15 protein-coding genes and 1 tRNA gene are annotated in these 22,224 nt (G+C 58.3%); 11 read left to right on the top strand and 5 right to left on the bottom strand.

Going from position 1 to position 22,224, the window contains the following annotated elements:
• Nucleotides 1-13 precede the first annotated feature (13 nt).
• Complete coding sequence (locus BM007_RS15490; RefSeq protein ID WP_090419695.1) at nucleotides 14-2,794, bottom strand: flavocytochrome c; 2,781 nt, start codon at nucleotides 2,792-2,794, stop codon at nucleotides 14-16.
• A 609-nt stretch (nucleotides 2,795-3,403) separates the two neighbouring features.
• On the opposite strand from BM007_RS15490, the gene BM007_RS15485 reads away from it, so the two are divergent.
• The 4 genes from BM007_RS15485 to BM007_RS15470 all read left to right on the top strand — a co-directional run bounded on the left by BM007_RS15485 (nucleotide 3,404) and on the right by BM007_RS15470 (nucleotide 8,997).
• Nucleotides 3,404-4,912 (top strand): anion permease, encoded by a 1,509-nt coding sequence (locus BM007_RS15485; RefSeq protein WP_075201615.1) that lies wholly within the window; start codon nucleotides 3,404-3,406, stop codon nucleotides 4,910-4,912.
• A 55-nt stretch (nucleotides 4,913-4,967) separates the two neighbouring features.
• On the top strand, nucleotides 4,968-6,617 hold the full coding sequence (gene fumA, locus BM007_RS15480) for a class I fumarate hydratase FumA (protein WP_048990634.1): 1,650 nt from the start codon (nucleotides 4,968-4,970) through the stop codon (nucleotides 6,615-6,617).
• A 281-nt stretch (nucleotides 6,618-6,898) separates the two neighbouring features.
• The gene (locus BM007_RS15475; RefSeq protein WP_048990635.1) at nucleotides 6,899-8,212 is read left to right on the top strand and encodes an MFS transporter; all 1,314 of its coding nucleotides are present in this window, start codon (nucleotides 6,899-6,901) and stop codon (nucleotides 8,210-8,212) included.
• A complete protein-coding gene (locus BM007_RS15470) occupies nucleotides 8,209-8,997 on the top strand; it encodes a substrate-binding domain-containing protein (RefSeq protein WP_048990637.1) in 789 nt (262 codons plus the stop codon). Before BM007_RS15475 ends, BM007_RS15470 begins: the two co-directional genes overlap by 4 nt.
• Here BM007_RS15470 and BM007_RS15465 read toward each other — a convergent pair.
• The 3 genes from BM007_RS15465 to BM007_RS15455 all read right to left on the bottom strand — a co-directional run bounded on the left by BM007_RS15465 (nucleotide 8,972) and on the right by BM007_RS15455 (nucleotide 11,638).
• Nucleotides 8,972-9,871 (bottom strand): L-proline-binding transcription factor PsrA, encoded by a 900-nt coding sequence (locus tag BM007_RS15465; protein ID WP_061714834.1) that lies wholly within the window; start codon nucleotides 9,869-9,871, stop codon nucleotides 8,972-8,974. The genes BM007_RS15470 and BM007_RS15465 overlap by 26 nt on opposite strands.
• A 94-nt stretch (nucleotides 9,872-9,965) precedes the next feature.
• Nucleotides 9,966-11,495 (bottom strand): cryptochrome/photolyase family protein, encoded by a 1,530-nt coding sequence (locus tag BM007_RS15460; RefSeq protein ID WP_090419692.1) that lies wholly within the window; start codon nucleotides 11,493-11,495, stop codon nucleotides 9,966-9,968.
• Nucleotides 11,492-11,638, bottom strand: a complete 147-nt coding sequence (locus BM007_RS15455) for a DUF2256 domain-containing protein (protein ID WP_071530926.1) — start codon at nucleotides 11,636-11,638, stop codon at nucleotides 11,492-11,494. Before BM007_RS15455 ends, BM007_RS15460 begins: the two co-directional genes overlap by 4 nt.
• Nucleotides 11,639-11,854: 216 nt before the next feature.
• Here BM007_RS15455 and mtfA point away from each other — a divergent pair, with 216 nt between their 5' ends.
• The gene (gene mtfA, locus BM007_RS15450; RefSeq protein ID WP_048992302.1) at nucleotides 11,855-12,652 is read left to right on the top strand and encodes a DgsA anti-repressor MtfA; all 798 of its coding nucleotides are present in this window, start codon (nucleotides 11,855-11,857) and stop codon (nucleotides 12,650-12,652) included.
• Here the strand turns inward: mtfA and BM007_RS15445 are convergent.
• Complete coding sequence (locus BM007_RS15445) at nucleotides 12,649-13,860, bottom strand: MFS transporter (RefSeq protein ID WP_090419689.1); 1,212 nt, start codon at nucleotides 13,858-13,860, stop codon at nucleotides 12,649-12,651. The genes mtfA and BM007_RS15445 overlap by 4 nt on opposite strands.
• Before the next feature lie 138 nt (nucleotides 13,861-13,998).
• Here BM007_RS15445 and BM007_RS15440 point away from each other — a divergent pair, with 138 nt between their 5' ends.
• The 6 genes from BM007_RS15440 to BM007_RS15415 all read left to right on the top strand — a co-directional run bounded on the left by BM007_RS15440 (nucleotide 13,999) and on the right by BM007_RS15415 (nucleotide 22,205).
• The gene (locus BM007_RS15440) at nucleotides 13,999-15,741 is read left to right on the top strand and encodes an IucA/IucC family protein (protein ID WP_090419687.1); all 1,743 of its coding nucleotides are present in this window, start codon (nucleotides 13,999-14,001) and stop codon (nucleotides 15,739-15,741) included.
• The gene (locus tag BM007_RS15435; RefSeq protein WP_090419684.1) at nucleotides 15,741-16,688 is read left to right on the top strand and encodes a GNAT family N-acetyltransferase; all 948 of its coding nucleotides are present in this window, start codon (nucleotides 15,741-15,743) and stop codon (nucleotides 16,686-16,688) included. The genes BM007_RS15440 and BM007_RS15435 overlap by 1 nt, the downstream gene beginning before the upstream one ends.
• Nucleotides 16,685-18,427: an IucA/IucC family protein gene (gene iucC / locus BM007_RS15430; RefSeq protein ID WP_090419681.1), complete on the top strand. Its 1,743-nt coding sequence runs from the start codon at nucleotides 16,685-16,687 to the stop codon at nucleotides 18,425-18,427. Before BM007_RS15435 ends, iucC begins: the two co-directional genes overlap by 4 nt.
• Nucleotides 18,424-19,749, top strand: coding sequence for a lysine N(6)-hydroxylase/L-ornithine N(5)-oxygenase family protein (locus BM007_RS15425; RefSeq protein WP_090419678.1), 1,326 nt, complete (start codon nucleotides 18,424-18,426; stop codon nucleotides 19,747-19,749). The genes iucC and BM007_RS15425 overlap by 4 nt, the downstream gene beginning before the upstream one ends.
• Nucleotides 19,750-19,775: 26 nt before the next feature.
• Nucleotides 19,776-21,965, top strand: a complete 2,190-nt coding sequence (locus tag BM007_RS15420; protein WP_061714827.1) for a TonB-dependent siderophore receptor — start codon at nucleotides 19,776-19,778, stop codon at nucleotides 21,963-21,965.
• Nucleotides 21,966-22,129: 164 nt separating this feature from the next.
• Nucleotides 22,130-22,205 (top strand) — tRNA-Asn (locus BM007_RS15415).
• Nucleotides 22,206-22,224 lie beyond the last annotated feature (19 nt).

Below are 22,224 nucleotides of genomic sequence, written 5' to 3'. Positions count from 1 at the left end.
CATAGCAGGTGCCTTACCTCTTTTTCGAACGCAGAGCCGCCTGATGTCCTGCAAGGGTACCAAAAATAATGATATCTGCCACCGCGTTACCGCCGATACGGTTACCGCCGTGGATCCCGCCGACCACTTCACCGGCCGCAAACGCCCCTGGCAGCACGTTGTGGTTGCTGTCCAGCACGCAGGTTTCGGTGTTGATGGTCACGCCGCCCATGGTGTGGTGCACGCCCGGCGCAATCTGAATGGCGTAGAACGGCCCTTCGTTGATCGGTGCACGCAGCGCGGTGGTACGACCAAAATCGTCATCGTGCTGTTTCTCAACGAAACCGTTGTAACGTTCCAGGGTCGCGAGGAAAGCGTGGTAATCCATGCCGAGCGCTTCTGCCAGGGCTTTCGGCGAGCTGGCGCTGGTCACGAAGCCTTTGGCAATGTACTCATCCGCGGCTTTGTTTTTGGCGCGTACGTGCTCGTCAAAGACGATGTAAGCGTATTTCTCCGGCAGCGCGATGATTGACGCCGAGACTTTATCGCGGGTCGACATTTCGTTGTAGAAGCGCTCCCCTTTCTGATTGACCAGAATCGCCCCCCCGCCGCGAATGGATTCGGAAATCAGGTACGAGGTTTTCTGCTCGACGGTTGGGTGAATTTGGATTTCGCCCATATCCACAGTGCCCGCCCCGATACGCTCCAGCAGCGCGATGCCGCCGCCGGTAGCCCCTTTGTGGTTGGTGGTGACGAACCCTTCCAGATCCGGACGGTATTTCACAACCATCTGGCTGTTGGCGCTGAAGCCGCCGGTTGCCACAATCACGCTTTTCGCTGCCACGGTGATGGTTTCATTCTCTTCGGTGGTCAGGCGCACGCCGGTGACTTCACCGTTTTCGAAGAGGATGTCGCTGACGGAGGTATCCAGCATCACCTCGATGTTGCGTTTGTTAACGTTACGCACCAGGCCGCTAATCAGGTAACCGCCCACCGCAGAACCGTCTTTTGGACGGTGAGTACGGTCGATGCTCATCCCGCCGGTGGTGGTGATGTCGTTCAGCATAATGCCGCGGGTTGCCAGCCACTCAATTGCCTGCGGCGCGTTCTCGACAAAGCGACGCAGCAGTTCAGGGTTGTTCTTGTTGCCGCCGCCTTTCAGGCTTTCCTGGTAGAACAGCTCTTTGCTGTCCTGAATGCCCTTCACGCGCTGGAAGCGGGTTTCAGCGGCGTTCATACCGGCAGAGGCTTTAATGGTGTTCCCGCCGATGGTCGGCATTTTCTCGACAATCAGCACGCTCGCGCCTTCGTCGTGCGCCTGAATCGCCGCCGCCAGACCGGCGCCGCCGCTGCCGACAACCACCACGTCCACGCTGCGGGTTTCGTTCGGGTCAACGCCCTCTTCCGCTGCCAGCGCCTTGCTGGACTTCAGCATCGCTTTCGAGACCGCTTTCTTCACCGCTTCACTCTGGCTGGTTGCGCCGGTGATGGCATCCACGTGCGGGGTATTAGCGTCCAGAATGCGGGTACGGATCTCTTCAAAGCTGGTCACAAACTCAACGTCTTCACTCGGGCCGGAGGCCAGCTCGATGTCCGCAATGCGGTCGGTTTCCAGGCTGACGTTAATCACCAGTTCGTTAGCGTCATCCTGCACTTTCTCAGCAAAGGTACCCGGTTTGAATTTGGATTCGCCCATGCTCATGTCGCGGATCATCGCTTCTACCAGCGAGAAGCGCCACAGCGGTTCAGGAATGCTCAACGCCTCGCGTTTGGTGCTGTCCATAAACAGCTCAAGGCTTTCGCCAGCCGCGATACGGTCTGTCCAGTCCGGATAAGCGATGGTGGCGCGGCCCACGGCAATCAGGTCGTAACCGTGGTCAAGCGCTTCATTCACGTCTGAAGCATTCACCACGCCGCCCACGCCCATGACCGGAACCTGCGCCAGCGTTTCAGAACGCATCGCGCAGTATTTTTCGATAAGCGGCGTCGGGTCCTGGGTGTCGACAATGGAAGGTCGCAGGGTGGCGCCGACGGAGAAGTGCAGGTAGTCCACGCCGCGCGCCGCCAGTTTCTCCAGCAGGTACATGGTGTCGTCAAAGCGGATGCCCGGGATTTCCATCTCTTCTGGGGAGAAACGGTAGCCAATAATAAACGCGTCGTCCGCGTACTGGCGCACCATCTTATGGGTGATATCCAGCACCGCCAGCGGGAACTTCGCGCGGTTATCGCGGCTGCCGCCCCACTCGTCGTCACGCTGGTTAGAGTTTGGCGAATAGAACTGCTGAATCAGATAGGTATTCGCCCCGTGGATTTCCACGCCGTCGAAACCGGCCTGGATGGCGCGGCGCACGGCCTCACCAAACTTGCCGATCATGCCTTCCACTTCTTCAGCGGTCAGAGCTACTGGCGTTGCGGCACCTTCACGCGGCGCAGCTACGGCGCTCGGGCCAACCGGGGTACGGCCACCAATCAGTTTCGGGTCAACCATGCGGCCGCCGTGGTAGATCTGCAGCAGCGCCTTAGAGCCTTTGGACTTAATGGCCTCTGCGATTTTCGCCAGCCCGGCAATTTTCTCGTCATTATCAATACCGATTGCGCCCGGGAAGGCAAGGCCGAGATCGTCGACGAAGCAGCACTCCACAATGATGGTGCCGATACTGCCGGAACGGGCACGATAGTACTCCACCAGTTCACTGGTAACGGTGCCGTCGTAATAGCCGGTACAGGTGGTCATAGGGGCCATTAACAAACGGTTTTTCAGTTCAGTACCATTCGGTAATGTGAAGGGGCTAAGAATGCGTTCGTTAGTGCTCATAATAGAAACTCCAAACTTTAAAAATTAAGAATTCGTTATCGGATTGGTTTTTTAGTTCGTCGTTATTTGCCGATGTCATGATATTAATATAATGATTTTTTTAGTTTCTAAAGTTATTACGTTAGTTAAAAAACTATTTAATCCCTGCAATAACACAAATAACACATTGGTGTTAGCGGATGTAATTCAGTCATTCACAATAATTTAAAATTCGTTAAATAATCAATGGTAAAACCATTTCACCGAAACACATTAAAATCATTTAAAATCAATACAATAGAAAATAACAAAAGGTAAAAATGTTACAAGAATGATAAAATTTACTCATAAAATACGCAATCCCCACATACGCCTGAGTGGTTATTAATAAAAGCATAAAAATAACGCTGCAATTCTGTTTTTTTGATCCCGATCAATAGTTATGGCATCCAAAAGCGCAATATAAAAACATCATCATTTTTTAATTTAGCGTCTCAATAAAAGCGTTAAATTGCTATTACTGAAAATACAAAACAGCATCTTTAATAACTAAAAAAAGCAAAGAAACTTAAGAAAGTGATTTTGTTTTTTCAGTACGACCGAATCTTTGACAACTTAAGACGTGAAACTATGAATACAAAAACTGCTGTAACGCCCCCTGTGGCGAACCAGGCATCAAATGGAAACGCAAAACGATTGCTGATGATGGCGTTACCCATCATCGTCGCCGTACTGCTGCTGTTTGTTCCGGTACCGGAAGGACTGCCTCCTTACGCATGGCACTACTTCGCCATCTTCGTCGGCGTGATCGTCGGTCTGATCTTCGAACCGCTGCCGGGCGCGGTGATCGGTCTGACCGGCGTGGTCGCCATTGCCCTGTGCAGCCAGTGGGTGCTGTTCAGCCCTGAGCAGCTGGCTGATCCGAAATTCAAGCTGGCAGGCGCCTCCTTTAAGTGGGCGGTGAGCGGGTTTGGTAACTCGACCGTCTGGCTGATTTTCGGTGCCTTCATGTTCGCCGCAGGCTATGACAAAACCCGCTTCGGCCGCCGTCTGGCGCTGATTCTGGTGAAATACCTTGGCCGTCGCAGCCTGACGCTCGGTTACGCGATTACGTTTGCTGACCTGCTGCTGGCACCGTTCACCCCATCCAACACCGCGCGCAGCGGCGGGACCATCTACCCGATTATCGCTAACCTGCCGCCGCTGTACGGTTCAAAACCGAACGACCCAAGCGCGCGTAAGATTGGTTCTTACCTGATGTGGGTGGCGATCACCGCGGCCTGTATCACCAGTTCAATGTTCCTCTCCGCCCTCGCGCCAAACCTGCTGGCTCTGGCACTGGTGAAAAGTACGGTTGGTATCGACATCTCCTGGGGCACCTGGTTCCTCGCCTTCCTGCCGCTGGGTATCCTGCTGATTCTGGCCATGCCGCTGCTGGCCTACTGGTTCTACCCACCAGAAGTGAAGGTGAACAACGAAGTGCCGCTGTGGGCGACCCGTGAGCTGGAAAAACTGGGCAAACTGTCCCGCAATGAAATCCTGCTGCTGGTGTTCGTGTGCTGCGCGCTGCTGATGTGGATCTTCGCCGCTGCGTGGATTGAACCCGCTATGGCTGCCCTGCTCATCGTGGGCCTGATGCTGTGGACCGGCGTGCTGGAGTGGAACGATATCACCGGTAACAAAGCGGCGTGGAACACCTTCGTCTGGTTCGCGACCCTGGTTGCGCTGGCGGATGGCCTCTCCTCTACCGGCTTTATCAGCTGGTTAGGCAAAGAAGGCGGTCTGTTGATGAGCGGTATCTCTCCGGGCGTGGCGACCATCGTCCTGCTGCTGGCGTTCTACCTGCTGCACTACCTGTTTGCCAGCACCACCGCGCACACCACGGCGCTGCTGCCAGCGATGCTGACCATCGCCTCCACCATTCCGGGCATGAATATGGAAGTGTTTGTTCTGCTGATGGTGACCTCGCTGGGCGTGATGGGGATCATCACCCCGTACGGTACTGGCCCAAGCCCGATTTACTACGGTAGCGGCTACCTGCCAACCAAAGACTACTGGCGCCTCGGCACCATCTTCGGTGCCATCTTCCTGGCGGCCCTGCTGCTGATTGGTTATCCGTGGATGTCCATGATGTTCTGATTCCTGACCGCCGGACTTCTCCTCCGGCGGTTTTATTTTTGTGGAGCAATACGCTATGTCAAACAAACCGTTTATCTACCAGAACCCCTTCCCTCTTTCGCATGACGACACCGAATACTACCTGCTGACCAAAGAGCACGTCTCCGTTGCCGAGTTCGAAGGCCAGGAGATCCTGAAAGTGGAGCCGGAAGCGCTGACCCTGCTGGCGCAGCAGGCCTTCCACGACGCCGCATTTATGCTGCGTCCTTCCCACCAGAAGCAGGTTGCCGCTATCCTCAACGACCCGGAAGCCAGCCAGAACGACAAGTACGTTGCCCTGCAGTTTCTGCGCAACTCTGAAATTGCCGCAAAAGGCGTGCTGCCAACCTGTCAGGATACCGGCACCGCTATCATCATGGGTAAAAAAGGCCAGCGCGTCTGGACCGGCGGCGGTGACGAAGCGGCCCTGAGCCAGGGCGTGTATAACACCTACATTGAAGATAACCTGCGCTACTCGCAGAATGCGGCGCTGGACATGTATAAAGAGGTGAATACCGGCACCAACCTGCCCGCGCAGATCGATCTCTACAGCGTGGACGGGGACGAATACAAATTCCTGTGCATGGCAAAAGGCGGCGGTTCTGCCAACAAAACCTATCTGTACCAGGAAACCAAAGCGCTGATCACCCCGGCAAAGCTGAAAAACTATCTGGTTGAGAAAATGCGCACTCTGGGAACTGCGGCCTGCCCGCCTTACCATATCGCGTTTGTGATTGGCGGTACGTCAGCGGAAAGTACGCTGAAAACCGTGAAGCTGGCCTCCACGCGCTACTACGACGCACTGCCAACCGAAGGCAACGAACACGGCCAGGCGTTCCGCGACGTTCAGCTCGAACAAGAGCTGCTCCAGGAAGCGCAGAACCTCGGCCTCGGCGCGCAGTTTGGCGGTAAATACTTCGCCCACGATATCCGCGTGATCCGCCTGCCGCGCCACGGCGCCTCCTGTCCGATCGGCATGGGCGTCTCCTGCTCCGCGGACCGCAACATCAAAGCGAAAATCAACCGCGATGGGATCTGGATTGAAAAACTGGAGCACAACCCGGGCCAGTACATTCCTGAATCACTGCGCCAGCAGGGTGAAGGCGACGTGGTGAGCATCAATCTGGACAAGCCGATGAATGAGATCCTGGCGCAGCTCTCCGCTCACCCGGTCTCTACCCGCCTGTCGCTGAACGGTACCATCATCGTGGCGCGCGACATCGCCCACGCGAAGCTGAAAGAGTTGCTGGATAACGGTGAGGAACTGCCGCAGTACGTCAAAGATCATCCGATCTACTACGCTGGCCCGGCCAAAACGCCGGAAGGCTACGCGTCTGGCTCACTCGGCCCGACCACGGCGGGACGTATGGACTCGTATGTGGACTTACTGCAGTCCCACGGCGCGAGCATGATCATGCTGGCGAAAGGCAACCGCAGCCAGCAGGTAACCGACGCCTGCCATAAGCACGGCGGCTTCTACCTGGGCAGCATCGGCGGCCCGGCGGCGGTACTGGCGCAAAACAGCATTAAGAGCCTGGAGTGCGTCGCGTATCCGGAGCTGGGCATGGAAGCCATCTGGAAGATCGAAGTCGAGAACTTCCCGGCGTTTATCCTGGTGGATGACAAAGGCAACGATTTCTTCCAGCAGATCCAGAACCAGCAGTGTAAAGGCTGTTCACAGCGCTGAGTAAGAGATGCCGGGCGGCGCAACGCTGCCCGGCGGTAACTGGTTACTCTGCGTCTGCGTTATGTCACAAAACCGAGATATCAGCCACTTAGCCACATTAGGTGAATAAAAAATCAATTAGTTGTTAAGTTATTGTTGCCATTAATTGTATTTGTCCGGCGAATAATATTCATGCAAAAAATGCATCAGCCGATGCGGCATTTGCGCTTATCTATTTCCTCATCCTGATCCAGTTTTCAGAAACAGACGCGTAAAACGTCAACAATAAACTGGAGATAACCATGTTTTCCTCAACCTCACCTGCAACCGTACGGTCGAAGGCGGGCGCGATACTTCGCGTCACGTCCGGCAACTTTCTTGAGCAATTCGATTTCTTTCTGTTCGGCTTCTATGCCACCTACATCGCCCACACGTTCTTCCCGGCGAGCAGTGAATTTGCGTCGCTGATGATGACCTTCGCCGTCTTCGGCGCGGGCTTTTTAATGCGTCCAATCGGTGCAATCGTGCTTGGCGCGTATATCGACAAGGTGGGGCGCAGAAAGGGGCTGATCGTCACGCTGTCCATCATGGCGGCGGGGACGTTCTTGATTGTGCTTATCCCCTCTTATCAAAGCATCGGCCTGTGGGCGCCGCTGCTGGTGCTGACGGGCCGTCTGCTGCAGGGCTTTTCCGCCGGTGCCGAGCTTGGAGGCGTCTCAGTCTATCTGGCCGAAATCGCCACGCCGGGCCGCAAAGGGTTTTACACCAGCTGGCAGTCCGGTAGCCAGCAGGTCGCCATTATGGTCGCCGCGGCGATGGGCTTTGCCCTGAATGCCCTGATGGAGGAGAGCGCTATTCGCGAATGGGGCTGGCGCATCCCGTTCCTGTTCGGCTGTTTAATCGTGCCGTTTATCTTTTTCCTGCGCCGCAAGCTGGAGGAAACGGAAGAGTTCAGCGCGCGCCGCCATCATCTGGAGATGCGTCAGGTCTTTAAAACGCTGCTTGGCAACTGGCAAGTGGTGGTCGCGGGCATGCTGATGGTGGCGATGACCACCACCGCGTTCTATCTGATCACCGTCTACGCACCCACCTTTGGCAAAAAGGTGCTGATGCTGAGCGCCTCGGACAGCCTGCTGGTCACGCTGCTGGTGGCGATCTCTAACTTCATCTGGCTGCCGGTGGGCGGTGCCCTGTCGGACCGTTTCGGGCGCAAGCCGGTGCTGATTGCCATGACCCTGCTGGCGCTGGCGACCAGCTACCCGGCCCTGACGCTGCTGGCGAGCGCGCCCAGCTTCTCGATGATGCTGAGCGTGCTGCTGTGGCTCTCCTTCCTCTACGGCCTCTATAACGGCGCAATGATCCCGGCTCTGACGGAAATTATGCCGGCTGAAGTGCGCGTGGCGGGCTTCTCGCTGGCTTACAGCCTGGCAACGGCGGTCTTTGGCGGCTTTACCCCGGTCATGTCCACCGCGCTGATTGAATACACCGGTGACAAAGCCTCGCCGGGCTACTGGATGAGCTTCGCTGCGGTATGTGCCCTGCTGGCAACGCTCTACCTCTACCGCCGCCGCGCGGTATCGCTGCAAAACACCGTCAAGTCAGAGGGGGCAGTATGAAACGCACTTATCGCTATACCGCCAGCGCGCTGGCGCTGACGTTCCTGAGCGTCAATGCCTTTGCCCAGGACGTGAAGGTGATGATCTCAGGCGGTTTTAAAGCCGCCCTTGAAAAGCTGGCCCCGGAATATGAACACCGGACCGGGGATAAAATTGTGATCATCCCCGGCCCCTCAATGGGCAATACGCCGCAGGCGATCCCAAACCGACTGGCGCGCGGCGAGAAGGCCGACGTGGTGATTATGGTGGGCGATGCGCTGGAGAAGCTCGAAAAAGCCGGCCAGACCCAGCCGGGTTCGCGAACGGAACTCGCGGATTCTCCCGTTGGCATGGTGGTAAAAAAAGGAGCGAAAGTACCGGATATCAGCAGCGACGCGAAACTGCGTGAAACGCTGCAGCAGGCCAGTTCCATCGCCTACTCTGACAGCGCCAGCGGCAGGTACGTCAGCCAGGCATTATTCAAAAAGTTGGGAATAGAAAAAGAGGTGGCGGGTAAAGCGACAAAGGTCGAGCGTATTCCGGTCGCCTCAGAAGTGGCGAAAGGAAAATACGCCGTGGGCTTCCAGCAGGTCAGCGAACTGCTGCCGGTTCAGGGCGTCACCTTTGTCGGCAAAATCCCTGATAGTCTGCAATACATCACGCGCTTCGCGGGCGCGGTTACCCGCCATGCAGAACATCCCGAGGAGGGGAAAGCGCTGTTGACCTATCTTGCCTCACCGCCCTCAAGGGCCGTCATCACGGAGACGGGGATGATCCCCGTTACGTCCGGCGATACTGCTCGGTGATCTGCTTTTCCAGTTCAGCCGCAATGTAAGACTGGATGCGCCCCCGGCGCCGGATAAGCCCCACGGTGCGTTTCACTTCCGGCGCCACCAGCGGCAAATGCGTCAGCAGCGTGTGCTCTGAGGTCGGCATCGACATGGCGGGGACGGCAGCGATGCCGATCCCCGCCTCTACCATACCGAGCATCGTGGTGACGTGGCGTGTTTCACAGACGCTGGGGCGCTCGGGAACAATATCCCCCAGCATCCGATCGAGCAGGTTACGGTTGCCTGACGTTTTATCGAGGGAGATATAATCCTGCTGGTAAAACGCCTTCCAGCTCAGGTGACTCTTCTGCGCCAGCGGATGATCCTTTCTGCACGCCGCCACATAGACATCCTCCACCAGCGGGAAAAATTCGATTTCAGACGGCAGGTTTCCTGCAAAGCAGATACCAAAATCCGCCTGGCTGCGGGCCACGGCGTCAATCACATTGCCCGCGCTGCTGTCGATGAGCTTAATGCGAACGCGCGGATAGCGAGACTGAAAACGCCGGATCACGTCAGGCATAAAGTAACAGGCCGCGGAAGGAACCGTGGCAACCGTGATCAGCCCCGTCCGCTCTTCGCTGGCCTTATCGACATCCGCCAGCATTGACTCAACGCTGTCGAGCAGCTGCGCGGAGCGCTCGGCAAAGTTTTGTCCGTAGAGCGTCAGCGCCACGCGGCGGGTGGTGCGATCGAACAGCCTGTTTCCCAGCGCGGCTTCCAGCTTTTCAATCCTGCGGCTCAGCGCCGACTGGGATAAACAGATAGATTCAGCGGCGACACGGAAGTTACCGTATTCCACTAACGCTCTGAAAGCATAAAGATCGTTAAGGTCAAAATTCACGGGCATAGCGTCTGGATGTCCTGTCAGGGAATACGCAACAAAGTCAAAAATAATAGCGTCTTATTGACCTGCCGCAACCGCCCAGGCGTTGAAATACCGCTCAGAGGTCGTTGAGATGCAGGCGGACGTACTCGGCGCGGTCTGCAATGGCCTGCCGATCCTCTTCCGTCATGTCCGCTAGCTGTTTAAAGACAATGCCCAGGCGGGGATTGTTACCGAGACGCGCCTTATTGCGCGCAAAGAAGTCCCAGTAAAGGGCATTGAAGGGGCAGGCCTGCTCTCCGGTACGCTGGTTGTGTTGATACCGGCACCCCTGACAGTAATTACTCATCTTATGAATATATGACGCGCTCGAGACGTAGGGTTTACTCGCCAGTAATCCGCCATCGCCAAACTGGCTCATGCCGAGGGTGTTGGGCAGCTCCACCCACTCAAAGGCATCAATATAGACTCCCAGATACCATTCATGGACCGCCTGCGGCGACAGGCCGCTGAGCAGGCTAAAGTTGCCGATGACCATCAGGCGCTGGATATGGTGGGCGTAAGCCTCGGTGAGCGACTGCCCAACGGCATGCGCCAGGCAGCGCATCTGCGTCTTTCCCGTCCAGAACCAGTCAGGCAGCGGGGCATGCTGGTCTAAGGCATTCAGCTCCCGATAGCCCGGCATCTGCGACCAGTAGATCCCGCGCACATACTCCCGCCATCCGAGAATTTGTCGGATAAACCCTTCAACGGCAGGCAGCGGCGCGTGGCCCGAACGCCACGCCTGCTGGGCGGCCGCGACCACTTCCCGCGGATTCAGCATTTTAGCGTTCAGCGCAAATGAAATTAACGAGTGGAAAAGAAAAGGTTCCTTCGCGTGCATCGCATCCTGCCAGTTTCCAAACTGCGGGAGCACGTGCGCGATAAAATCATCCAGCCTGGCTTTGGCTTCCGCACGGTTGAGCGGCCAGCGAAAATTGTCGGCCTGCGGTTCGCCGAAGGTCTTTACGCCGCAGCGTTGGATCTCAGCCCATAAGGCGGAACGATCGTGGCAGGGACGCGCGTCCACCGGCGCGGGAGGCTCGCCGGACCAGCGCTTGCGGTTTTCAGCATCGAAATTCCATTTCCCCCCTTCCGGCTCGCCTGCTGAGGTCAGCAGTACGCCGTGCTGACGACGCATTTCCCGGTAAAAGTACTCCATTCGCCAGCTTTTGCGTGACGCAAAGAACGCGCTGACCTGTTCCCGAGTGGTGAAAAAATGCTCGCTGCTGACGCAGGCCGTTTCAACGGAGACCGTTTTCGCCCACGCCTGCAGCTGCGTATCAAGACGCCATTCGTCGGGCTCCTGCCATGTCACTCTGCCAGCGCCGTAATGCGCGACAAGCGCGTTGAGATTGTCTTCCAGCGCGCCGCGGTTTGAGCTATCAGAAAGTCGAACATACCTCACCCGATGCCCCTTCTCCTTTAATGCAGAGGCAAACGCGCGCATGGCGGCGAAGATAGCGATAATTTTCTGGGCGTGATGAAGCACATAGGCGGTTTCGGCCCGGAGTTCCAGCATCACGTAAATGATGTTCGGACTGGAGGTATCAAACCAGCTGTGATGCGGATTAAGCTGATCGCCCAGGATCAGACGCAGCTCGGTCAACGGTGGCTCCTGCGGCAACGCTCAGAACAGTATTTAACCTCATTCCAGCATTTCGCCCATTTCTTGCGCCACGTCATGGGCCGCTGGCAGTGCACACACAGTCGACTGGGCAGGTCCTGCTTGTTACCTTTGAAATCGCTCATCTTTTCAATACCGCACTGATTAATTCACCCCACCTGCGGATAAAGGCCACGACAGACTTCACAAAATGAAGGTGATGCCCGCAAACCGCTACCCACCGCTACGTACGAAATGATAGTTTATTCAGGCTGGATTTGTCGCAGTGAGCGATTTTCTGGCATCTTAACCGAACCTGACTTTCCCATTTTTGTTCAAGTGACGAGTTTGCGAGCAAAGCGATGATAAAGTGGCCCTGGAAAACGAATGAGGCTGGCCGGGATATGGCGCTGCCATGGGATGACGCACTGACGATCCCTGTTCTGGCTAATCTTAAACCGGATGAACAATCGAAACTGGTTCAGCTGGCGGATCGTTTTTTACAGCAAAAACGCCTGGTGCCACTGCAGGGTTTCGAACTCGATCCCCTGAAAAACGCCCGCATCGCCCTGCTTTTCTGTCTGCCGGTGCTTGAGCTCGGCATTGAGTGGCTGGACGGTTTCCACGAAGTGCTTATCTATCCCGCACCGTTCGTGGTGGATGACGAATGGCAGGACGATATCGGGCTGGTGCACAACCAGCGCGTGGTGCAGTCCGGACAAAGCTGGCAGCAAGGGCCGATAATCCTCAACTGGCTCGATATTCAGGACTCGTTCGACGCCTCCGGTTTTAATCTGATTATCCATGAGGTGGCGCACAAGCTGGATACCCGCAACGGCGATCGCGCCAGCGGCGTACCGCTGATCCCGCTTCGCGAGGTGGCGGGCTGGGAGCACGACCTGCACGCGGCGATGGATAACATCCAGGATGAAATAGACCTGGTCGGCGAAAGCGCGGCCAGCATTGACGCCTATGCGGCAACCGACCCGGCTGAGTGCTTTGCGGTGCTCTCGGAGTATTTCTTCAGCGCGCCCGAGCTTTTCGCGCCCCGCTTCCCGGCGCTGTGGCAGCGTTTCTGCCAGTTTTATCAGCAGGATCCCCTGCAGCGTCTGCGGCAACATGAGGAGTCTGGCGGACATTCCTCCCGCCAGATCCATTAAGGTTTTTCAACAGGGGTCCGCTCGGTTGACCGTACCCCTATGCTCAGGGCTAAAAACAGCACCGCCATTCCCCATGCGGCCACCGTTAAAGACTGCTCCCCGTAAAAACGCGTCACGACCGGCACCAGCAGCGCGCTGACGCCGTAACCTAACGTGTGGCTTGTGGCGATGACGCCCGCCCCTTTCCCGGTGGTCAGCCTGTCGTTCAGCAGCAGCTGGTAGCCCGGCGTGGCCATCGCCGCCCCGAGTGACGTGATAACAATCCCTACGTAGAACAACGCTAAACCGGAGACAGACATCAGCCCAAGCCCGGCCACCATTAACACCGCCGCGATACAGAGCAACGTCACCGGGCTGAAATGCTGCGGGCGGACCACCAGAAACTGTGCCGCGAGCGTGGCCAGCGCGGCCAGGCTCAGCAGGAGCGCGACATGATGGCTGATCTCCCGGGCGTTACCGTCCAGCAACGGGCTAAGATGCGGTGACAGGCCAATCTGCATCAGGCTCACCAGCGCCGCCAGCAGCAGCGCCAGCAGCAGGAACGGCAGCATGGAGGCCTGCAGGCGGGTTGCCTGGTGGGCTACCGGCGGCAGCGGCGGGTCAGCGACTTCGCGAAGCACCAGCAGCAGAGCGATAAGCGGCGCAACCGCCATCAGCCAGAGCGGCGCAACCGGATTAACGCTGAGCATCAGCGCCGCCAGCGGTGGGCCGAGCAAACGCCCGCAGCTGAGGCCGGAGCTTATCGTCGCCAGCGCCGCCATTCTTTTCTCCAGTCCCGCACGCTGAATCGCCCACGTCTGGGCCGCAGGCACCAGCCCCGAGACCGTCAGTCCGTAGAGCAGGCGCGAGAAAATAAGCCCCGCCAGCCCCCAGACCGTATCCAGCCTTCCGGCCGCCATCGCCCAGACCACCAGCGCCATCACGGCAAAACTGGCCAGGTATCCGCTTAGCGAGGCCAGCATGACGGACTTACACCCCTTCCGCTCGCTCTGACGCCCCCACCAGGGCGATGCCGGTAAAAAGAGCATGGATCCAAACATTAACAGTCCGGCCCAGACCGAGAGCGGCAGCCCGGTCAGGGTGACCAGCTGCGGGAGCATCACCAGCAGGCCGTTTTGACCGATGCCCAGTAAACCCGCAGATAGCGCCAGGGGCCAGTTAGCTTTTGAGGTGACGTTTTCGGTCAATATTTCTGAGTCAGTGCGCATGAGAATGTGAACATAGTGTCAATAAATGTGTGGAAATTATGAAGTTTATGAAAACAAATATTGCAAAAATGGTTGCGACTGTAAACAGAATGAATATCATAACGAGAATCATTATCAATCATGGAATGAGGTACATCTATGCGTGCTCTGCTCCGCGCCGCCGGTACAGACGTTGCAGCCCAGTGTTTTTTAAACGCCCTGTTGCGCGAAACGAAGGACTGGCGCTATCTCCCCGCTACCGATGCGGATGCGCTATCTGAGATCCATATCCCGCTTTCCCAAACCCAGGCGCTTCGGGTGCCGGTACGCTATTTCTCTCCCACCCAGCATCATCAGTACCGTTTCCCGGCAACGCTTATTCAGAGCAATAGTGATAACGGTGACGCTGTCACATTCTCTCAACTGGTTGATTTAATTCTTGAAAAACCGTCCGTAAAAGGCTCGCTGGATGCCAATACGCTGGCGCGTTTTAAGCAGCGGGTTCTCGAAAGCCATGCGCACACCTGGCAGGCGATCGATCTGCGCCACGGCTGGGCAACCCTGCGCGATAGGCCGCTGACGTTTGCCGAAGCGGAACAGGCGCTGCTGGTCGGCCATGCGTTTCACCCGGCACCGAAGTCGCACGAGCCGTTCAACGAAACCGAGGCGCGTCGCTATCTGCCCGATTTCGCCTCCCGCTTCCCGCTGCGCTGGTTTGCCGTTGAGAGCACGCTCGTTGCCGGCGACAGCCTGAACGTCTCCCTGCGTGAGCGTCTGCTGCGCTTCGCGGCCCAGAGCGCGCCTGAGCTGCTCGGCCACTTCACGGACACCCGCTGGCTGCTGCCGATGCATCCGTGGCAGGCCGACTATCTGCTGGAGCAGGAGTGGTGCCAGCGTCTGGCGGAAGACGGTTCACTGCAGGATCTGGGTGAAGCGGGCGCACAGTGGCTGCCCACCAGCTCCTCCCGCTCGCTGTACAGCGAGACCAACAGCGACATGATTAAGTTCTCCCTCAGCGTGCGCCTGACGAACTCCGTGCGCACGCTGTCGGTGAAAGAGGTGAAGCGAGGCATGCGCCTGGCGCGCCTTGCGAAAACGGAACGCTGGCAAGATTTGCAGGCGCGCTACCCGACCATGCGCGTGATGCAGGAAGACGGCTGGGCGGGACTGCGCGATGACAGCGGCGTCGTTCAGGAAGAGAGCCTGATGGCCCTGCGCGTTAATCTGCTGTTCGATACGCCAGACACCCAGACCAACGTGCTGGTGAGCCTGACGCAGGCCGCGCCGGACGGCGGTGACAGCCTGCTCGCCGCGGCAGTGCGCCGTCTGAGTCAGCGTCTTGATTTACCGCTCGCCCAGGCCGCCCGCTGCTGGCTGGACGCCTACTGCAACCGCGTATTGCTTCCGCTGTTCAGCGCCGAGGCGGACTACGGTCTGGTCCTGCTGGCGCACCAGCAAAATATCCTCGTTGAGATGCAGCAGGATTTCCCGGTCGGGCTTATCTACCGCGACTGCCAGGGCAGCGCGTGGACCAAAGGCGCCGACGCGTGGCTGAAAGAAGCTGGCGAAACTGAGGTGGAAAACCGCTTCGGTGAGAGCCAGCTGCTGCGCTACTTCCCTTATTACCTGCTGCTGAACTCTACCCTTGCCGTTACCGCCGCCCTTGCTGCCGCCGGCTTTGACAGCGAGGAGAGCCTGATGTCCCGAGTGCGCGACGCGCTGGCGGAACTGCGCCGCACGGCGAAGCAGACCCGCTGCCTCGACTACGTGCTCGACAGCCCGACCTGGAACTGCAAAGGCAACTTCTTCTGCTACCTGCACGATCGTAATGAAAACACCATCGCCGATCCGGCGGTGATCTATTTCGACTTTAGCAACCCGTTCTACAAGGAGAAGGCGTGATGGCTATCGCGAATATCGTCCATTCCGGCTACGGCTTTCACTGCACCGCAACGGATCGCACCCTGCCGCTGGCGTTGGGTCTCGACGGCAGCGCGGTGCTGGAGCGTTTGAAGGGGATCCCGGACGGCTGGCTGGTGGAAGCCCTGGATCAGCTGTTTGTGGCCGCCCCCGCGCTGACCGGCATTACGTTACCCTGGGCGGACTGGCAGGATGAACCCCAGGCGCAGGCGCTGTTTCGTCTGGCAAGCGGGGATTATCTGGCGCGCGATGCCTTCTGGCAGCTGCCGCTGTGGCTGAAAGGCGAACGGCATCAGGCCAGCGGCGGCATGCAGTTTGACGAGAGCCGTCAGCTGTACTTCCCGCTGCGCCCTCACCGCCCGCAGGGCGAAGTGTACCGCCGTTACGATCCGCAAATTAAGCGCACCCTCAGCTTCCGCGTCGCCGACGTGGCGCTGGACGGCGAGCGCTTTACCCGCTGGATGAACAACCCGCGCGTGAACGCCTTCTGGGAGATGGCGGGCCCGCAGGCCGAGCAGGAAAGCTACCTGCGTCGTCAGCTTGACTCGACCTACTGTTACCCGGTTATCGGCTGCTTCGACGACCAGCCGTTCGGCTATTTTGAGCTCTACTGGGCCGCGGAAGACCGCATTGGCCGCCACTACCGCTGGCAGCCGTTTGACCGCGGCCTGCATATGCTGGTGGGCGAAGAGAACTGGCGCGGCGCGCAGTATATCCGCAGCTGGCTGCGCGGCCTGAGCCACTACCTGTATCTCGATGAACCGCGCACCACGCGAATTGTTGCCGAGCCGCGCTTCGACAACCAGCGCCTGTTCCGCCATCTGGCCTCCGCCGGTTTTGACACGGTGAAAGAGTTCGACTTCCCGCATAAACGCTCGCGCCTCATTATGAGCCAGCGTCACCGCTTCTTCAGCGAGGTGGGCCTGTGAACGCGCTCTGGCAGAAAGTGAACCGCGAGATGGTGGCGAAGATCCTCGCCGAGCTGGAATACGAACGCACCCTGCGCGCCGAGCCGCTTGAGTCTGACGCCTGGCGCATCACTATGGGCAACGAGTCCTGGCAGTTTCGCGCCACGCGCGGGATCTGGGGCTGGCTGCATATCGACCCGGACAGCCTGACCACCGCCAGCGGCGATGCCATCGAAGCGGAAAGCGCGCTGCTGCAGCTGGCTGCGGTGCTGGAGATGAGCGACGCGCAAACGGCAGAGCACATGGAAGATCTCTACGCCACGCTGCGCGGCGACATGCAGCTGCTGCAGGCGCGTGAAGCGCTGGACGCGGACGCGCTGATCCATCTCGACCCGGACGAATTACAGTGCCTGATGCGTGGTCACCCGAAGTTTATTTTCAACAAAGGCCGCCGCGGCTGGGGTCTGGACGCGCTGCGTCAGTACGCGCCTGAGTATCGCGGACGTTTTCGTCTGCACTGGGTTGCCGTTCAGCGGGAGCATCTGGTCTGGAGCAGCGACGGCGATTGCGATATCAGCACCCTGCTGGCTAGCGCCATGGACGAGGCCGAGTGCGCCCGCTTTGACGCCCTCTGGCAGGCGCTGGGTCTTGACGACGGCTGGCTGCCCGTGCCGCTGCACCCGTGGCAGTGGCAGCAGAAGATCGCCATTCATTTCCTGGCGCAGCTGGCGCGCGGTGAGATGGTTGAGCTGGGCGAGTTTGGCGATGAGTACCTGGCGCAGCAGTCTCTGCGCACGCTCACCAACGCCAGCCGTCGCGCGCCGTTTGACATCAAGCTCCCGCTGACCATCTACAACACATCCTGCTATCGCGGTATTCCGGGCAAGTACATTGCCGCCGGACCGCTGGCCTCGCGCTGGCTACAGCAGCAGTTCGCCAGTGACGCCACGCTTGTCCGCTCTGGCGCGCAGGTGCTTGGCGAACCCGCCGCCGGATACCTGTCACATCCGGGCTATGCGGCGCTGCCGAAAGCGCCCTACCGCTACCAGGAGATGCTGGGAGTGATCTGGCGCGAGAACCCGTCCTGTTATTTAGAAGACGGTGAACAGGCGGTGCTGATGGCGGCGCTGATGGAAACCGATAACGACGGGTGTGCGCTGATCGACGCGTGGATCAACCGTTCCGGGCTCAGCGCCGACGCGTGGCTGGAAAAGCTGTTTGAGGCATCGGTGATCCCGTTCTATCACCTGCTCTGCCGCTACGGCGTGGCGCTGATCGCCCACGGCCAGAACGTGACGCTGGTGATGAAGGACTCTATTCCGCAGCGCATTCTGCTGAAAGATTTCCAGGGCGATATGCGCCTGGTGGATGAAGATTTCCCGCAGGCCCAGAGCCTGCCGGAGCAGGTGAAGGCCGTCACGGCGCGCCTGAGCGCGGATTACATTATTCACGACCTGCAAACCGGCAACTTTGTGACGGTGCTGCGCTTTATCTCGCGACTCACGCTGCAAAGCGGCGTCAGCGAAACGCGTTTCTATCAGATCCTCGCCGGGGTGCTGCACCGCTATATGGCCGCGCACCCCGAGCTTGCTGAGCGCTTCGCGAAGTTCGACCTGTTTAAGCCGCAGATTATTCGCGTGATCCTCAACCCGGTCAAACTGACCTTCTCCGAACACGACGGCGGCAGCCGCATGCTGCCGAACTACGTTACCGACCTTGATAACCCTCTTTTTCTCGCCTCCCGGGAGTCAGCGCAATGAAAACCTATGATTTCATCGGCATTGGTATTGGCCCGTTTAACCTCAGCATCGCCGCGCTGGCGGAAGGGCTGGACGGCTTTAGTTCGCTGTTTCTTGAGCGTAAACCGCACTTCTCCTGGCACCCCGGCATGATGGTGCCGGACTGCCACATGCAGACCAGCTTCCTGAAGGATCTGGTCAGCGCCGTGGAGCCGACCAACCGCCACAGCTTCCTGAACTACCTGGTGCAGCGCAAAAAGTTCTATCGCTTCCTGACCACCGAGCAGCGCACCGTTTCCCGCGAGGAGTTTGCGGACTATCTGTGCTGGGCGGCGGAAAACCTCACTAACCTGTCCTTTAGCCAGCAGGTGCAGCAGGTGAGCTTTGATGAGAAAAACGGCCTGTTTGAGGTGGTGACCCAGCGCGACCGCTTCCTGGCACGCCACGTCTGCGTGGGGATCGGTAAGCAGATCAACCTGCCGGACTGCGTCACCCTGCAGGACGATACCTGCTTCCACGCCAGCGAGATGATGCTGCGCACGCCGGATCTTACGGGCAAGCGCGTCACCGTCGTCGGCGGTGGCCAGAGCGGCGCCGACCTGTTTTTGAATATCTTCCGCGGCGAATGGGGCCAGCCGCTGAGCCTGAACTGGGTCTCGCGCCGCAACAACTACAACGCGCTGGATGAAGCCGCCTTTGCTAACGAGTATTTCACGCCGGAGTACGTGGACAGCTTCTCCACGCTCGGTGAAGAGGCGCGTCGGCAGATGCTGCACGAGCAGAAGATGACCTCCGACGGTATCACCACCGAGTCACTGCTGGCGATTTACCGCGCCATGTACCACCGCTTCGAAGTGCTGCGTGAAAAACCCTGGGCGCACCTGATGCCGTCCCGCTCGGTGACAGCCCTGACGCGCCTGGAAAACGGCCAGCGCCTGAGCATACAGCATCACCTTGACGGCGGTCGCGAGCAGCTGGAGAGCGACGTGACGATCTTTGCCACCGGCTATCGCGCCGTGCAGCCTGCGTTCCTGGCGCCGCTGTCTCACCGCCTGCATCTGGATACGGACGAAGCCTTCTGCATCAACAACGATTTCACCCTCGAATGGGACGGTCCGCAGAGCAACCGCCTGTTCGCCGTGAATGCCGGGATGCACCGTCTCGGCATTGCCGAACCCCAGCTCAGCCTGATGGCCTGGCGCGCAGCGCGAATTCTGAATCGCGCGCACGCCGACGAGCCGTTTGAGCTGGCCACCACTCCTGGCGTTATCCACTGGCGAAGCACCACCAGCCCGGAGAACAGTCAGGTTTTTAAATCATTAGCAAAAACCACCGAGTACTGACACACACAATCAGGGTCAATATAACAATGAAACGTTCTCATCTTTGGGTTTTAAATCCTTGTTTGCTTGCAATGCTTTCTACCTCTGCGTGGGCGGAAGAACAAAAGGAAGAAAATATCGTTGTCTCCGCCAGCCGCGCGCACCGCAGCGTGGCGGAGATGGCGCAGACCACCTGGGTCATTGAGCGGGCTGAAATTGAGCAGCAGGTTCAGGGCGGGAAAGAGATTAAAGAAGTGCTGGCGCAGCTGATCCCGGGCATGGACGTCAGCAGCCAGGGACGTACCAACTACGGCATGAACCTGCGCGGCCGCTCCATGATGGTGATGGTGGACGGCGTGCGCCTGAACTCGTCCCGCAGCGACAGCCGCCAGCTCGACTCTATCGATCCGTTCAACATTGACCGTATCGAAGTCATCTCCGGCGCCACGTCACTCTACGGCGGCGGCAGCACCGGCGGCCTGGTGAACATCGTCACCAAAAAAGGCCAGCCTGAGACCGAAGTCGAGTTCCAGACGGGTGCTAAAAGCGGGTTCAACAGCCACAACGACCATGATGAGAACGTATCGGCAGCGGTCAGCGGCGGCAACGATAACGCATCCGGTCGTCTGTCGGTGTCGTATCAGCGCTACGGCGGCTGGTATGACGGCAACGGCGACGAGGTAATCATTGATAACACCCAGACCGGCCTCCAGTATTCCGACCGTATTGATGTGATGGGCACAGGCACCATCAATATTGACGATCACCAGCAGCTGCAGCTGACGACCCAGTACTACAAGAGCGAGTCCGACGGCAAGCATGGGCTGTATCTCGGGAAGAACTTCTCGGCGGTAACGGGGGATGCGACCGCCTACAACAAAGGTAACCTCGATTCTGACCGCGTGCCGGGTACCGAGCGCCATCTGATTAACCTGCAGTACTCCAACACCGACTTCTGGGGCCAGGATCTGGTCGCGCAGATTTACTATCGCGACGAGAGCCTGACCTACTATCCGTTCCCGACCCTGACCAAAGGCGTAGTGAGCAGCATCGGCGCGTCGCAGCAGAAAACCGATTTTTACGGCGGCAAGCTGACGCTGAACAGCAAGCCGGTGGACGATTTGACGCTGACCTGGGGTATGGATGCCGACCACGAAACCTTCGACGCCAACCAGCAGTTCTTTAACCTGAGCAAAGCCGCGGCGAGCGGCGGCATGGAGCTGGATAACGCCTACAACGTGGGCCGCTACCCGGGCTACAGCATCACCAACCTCGCCCCGTTCCTGCAGGCCAGCTACGATATTGACGCCATCACCCTGAGCGGCGGCGTGCGCTACCAGTACACCGAGAACAAGGTAGACGATTTTGTCGGTTACACCCAGCAGCAGGCCATCGCTACCGGGAAAGCGACCTCCGCCGACGCGGTGCCGGGTGGGAAAACCGATTACAACAACTTCCTGTTTAACGCCGGGATCCTTGGTCGCCTGACCGAACAGCAGCAGGTATGGTTTAACTTCTCCCAGGGCTTCGAAATTCCGGACCTGGCGAAGTACTACGGCTCCGGGACCTATCAGCTCAGCAACGGTCACTATCGCCTGCTGAACAGCGTCAACGTGAACGACTCGAAGCTGGACGGTATCAAGGTCAACGCTTATGAGCTGGGCTGGCGCTACACCGGGGATAACCTGCGCACGCAGGTTGCGGCGTATTACTCACTCTCGGATAAAACCATCACCATCAACAAGACGGACATGACCATCAACCTGGAAGACGACAAGCGTCGTATCTACGGGGTGGAAGGTCAGGTGGACTATTTCTTCACCGACAGCGACTGGAGCACGGGCGCGAACTTTAACGCCATTAAGTCTGAAACCCGCGAAAACGGGAAATGGGAGAAGCTGACGGTCGACAGCGCCAGCCCGTCGAAAGCCAGCGCGTGGGTCAACTGGGCGCCGGGCGACTGGACCCTGCGCGTGCAGAGCACGCAGACCTTTGACGTGTCAGACTCCGACGGCAAGAAGATCGATGGCTATAACACGGTCGACTTCCTGGGCAGCTACGCCCTGCCGGTGGGTAAAGTCAGCTTCAGCGTGGAAAACCTGCTGGACAAAGACTACACCACCGCCTGGGGCCAGCGCGCGCCGGGGCTGTATAGCCCAACCTACGGTGCACCGGGTCTGTATACCTACAAAGGCCGCGGACGTACCTTTGGTCTGAACTACTCCGTTCTGTTCTGATCCTGCGCGCCGCCTGCGGGCGGCGCATTTTGTTGTGTAATTTCAACGCGAATTTGCCATAAAATCAGCGATTTGCTGAAATTGTCGGCAAACGAACGAAAAGTGCGTTTTCACCCTTTGACAAGGCGTACCGAGGTCGCTACTATGCGCCTCGTTCACACGATTCCTCTGTAGTTCAGTCGGTAGAACGGCGGACTGTTAATCCGTATGTCACTGGTTCGAGTCCAGTCAGAGGAGCCAAATTTGAAAAGCCTGCTTT

This window comes from Enterobacter sp. NFIX59, from assembly GCF_900113755.1.
Lineage (GTDB): Bacteria > Pseudomonadota > Gammaproteobacteria > Enterobacterales > Enterobacteriaceae > Enterobacter > Enterobacter pseudoroggenkampii.
This window is presented reverse-complemented; position numbering and strand designations above follow the sequence as displayed.

Bases quoted from the DNA above. Each gene is read 5' to 3' on its own strand.
- BM007_RS15425 (WP_090419678.1), top strand. From the start codon at position 18,424: ATGAAAACCTATGATTTCATCGGCATTGGTATTGGCCCGTTTAACCTC.
- BM007_RS15490 (WP_090419695.1), bottom strand. From the start codon at position 2,794: ATGAGCACTAACGAACGCATTCTTAGCCCCTTCACATTACCGAATGGT.
- fumA (WP_048990634.1), top strand. From the start codon at position 4,968: ATGTCAAACAAACCGTTTATCTACCAGAACCCCTTCCCTCTTTCGCAT.
- BM007_RS15475 (WP_048990635.1), top strand. From the start codon at position 6,899: ATGTTTTCCTCAACCTCACCTGCAACCGTACGGTCGAAGGCGGGCGCG.
- BM007_RS15470 (WP_048990637.1), top strand. From the start codon at position 8,209: ATGAAACGCACTTATCGCTATACCGCCAGCGCGCTGGCGCTGACGTTC.
- BM007_RS15485 (WP_075201615.1), top strand. From the start codon at position 3,404: ATGAATACAAAAACTGCTGTAACGCCCCCTGTGGCGAACCAGGCATCA.
- BM007_RS15455 (WP_071530926.1), bottom strand. From the start codon at position 11,638: ATGAGCGATTTCAAAGGTAACAAGCAGGACCTGCCCAGTCGACTGTGT.
- BM007_RS15420 (WP_061714827.1), top strand. From the start codon at position 19,776: ATGAAACGTTCTCATCTTTGGGTTTTAAATCCTTGTTTGCTTGCAATG.
- BM007_RS15445 (WP_090419689.1), bottom strand. From the start codon at position 13,860: ATGCGCACTGACTCAGAAATATTGACCGAAAACGTCACCTCAAAAGCT.
- BM007_RS15465 (WP_061714834.1), bottom strand. From the start codon at position 9,871: ATGCCCGTGAATTTTGACCTTAACGATCTTTATGCTTTCAGAGCGTTA.
- mtfA (WP_048992302.1), top strand. From the start codon at position 11,855: ATGATAAAGTGGCCCTGGAAAACGAATGAGGCTGGCCGGGATATGGCG.
- BM007_RS15435 (WP_090419684.1), top strand. From the start codon at position 15,741: ATGGCTATCGCGAATATCGTCCATTCCGGCTACGGCTTTCACTGCACC.
- BM007_RS15440 (WP_090419687.1), top strand. From the start codon at position 13,999: ATGCGTGCTCTGCTCCGCGCCGCCGGTACAGACGTTGCAGCCCAGTGT.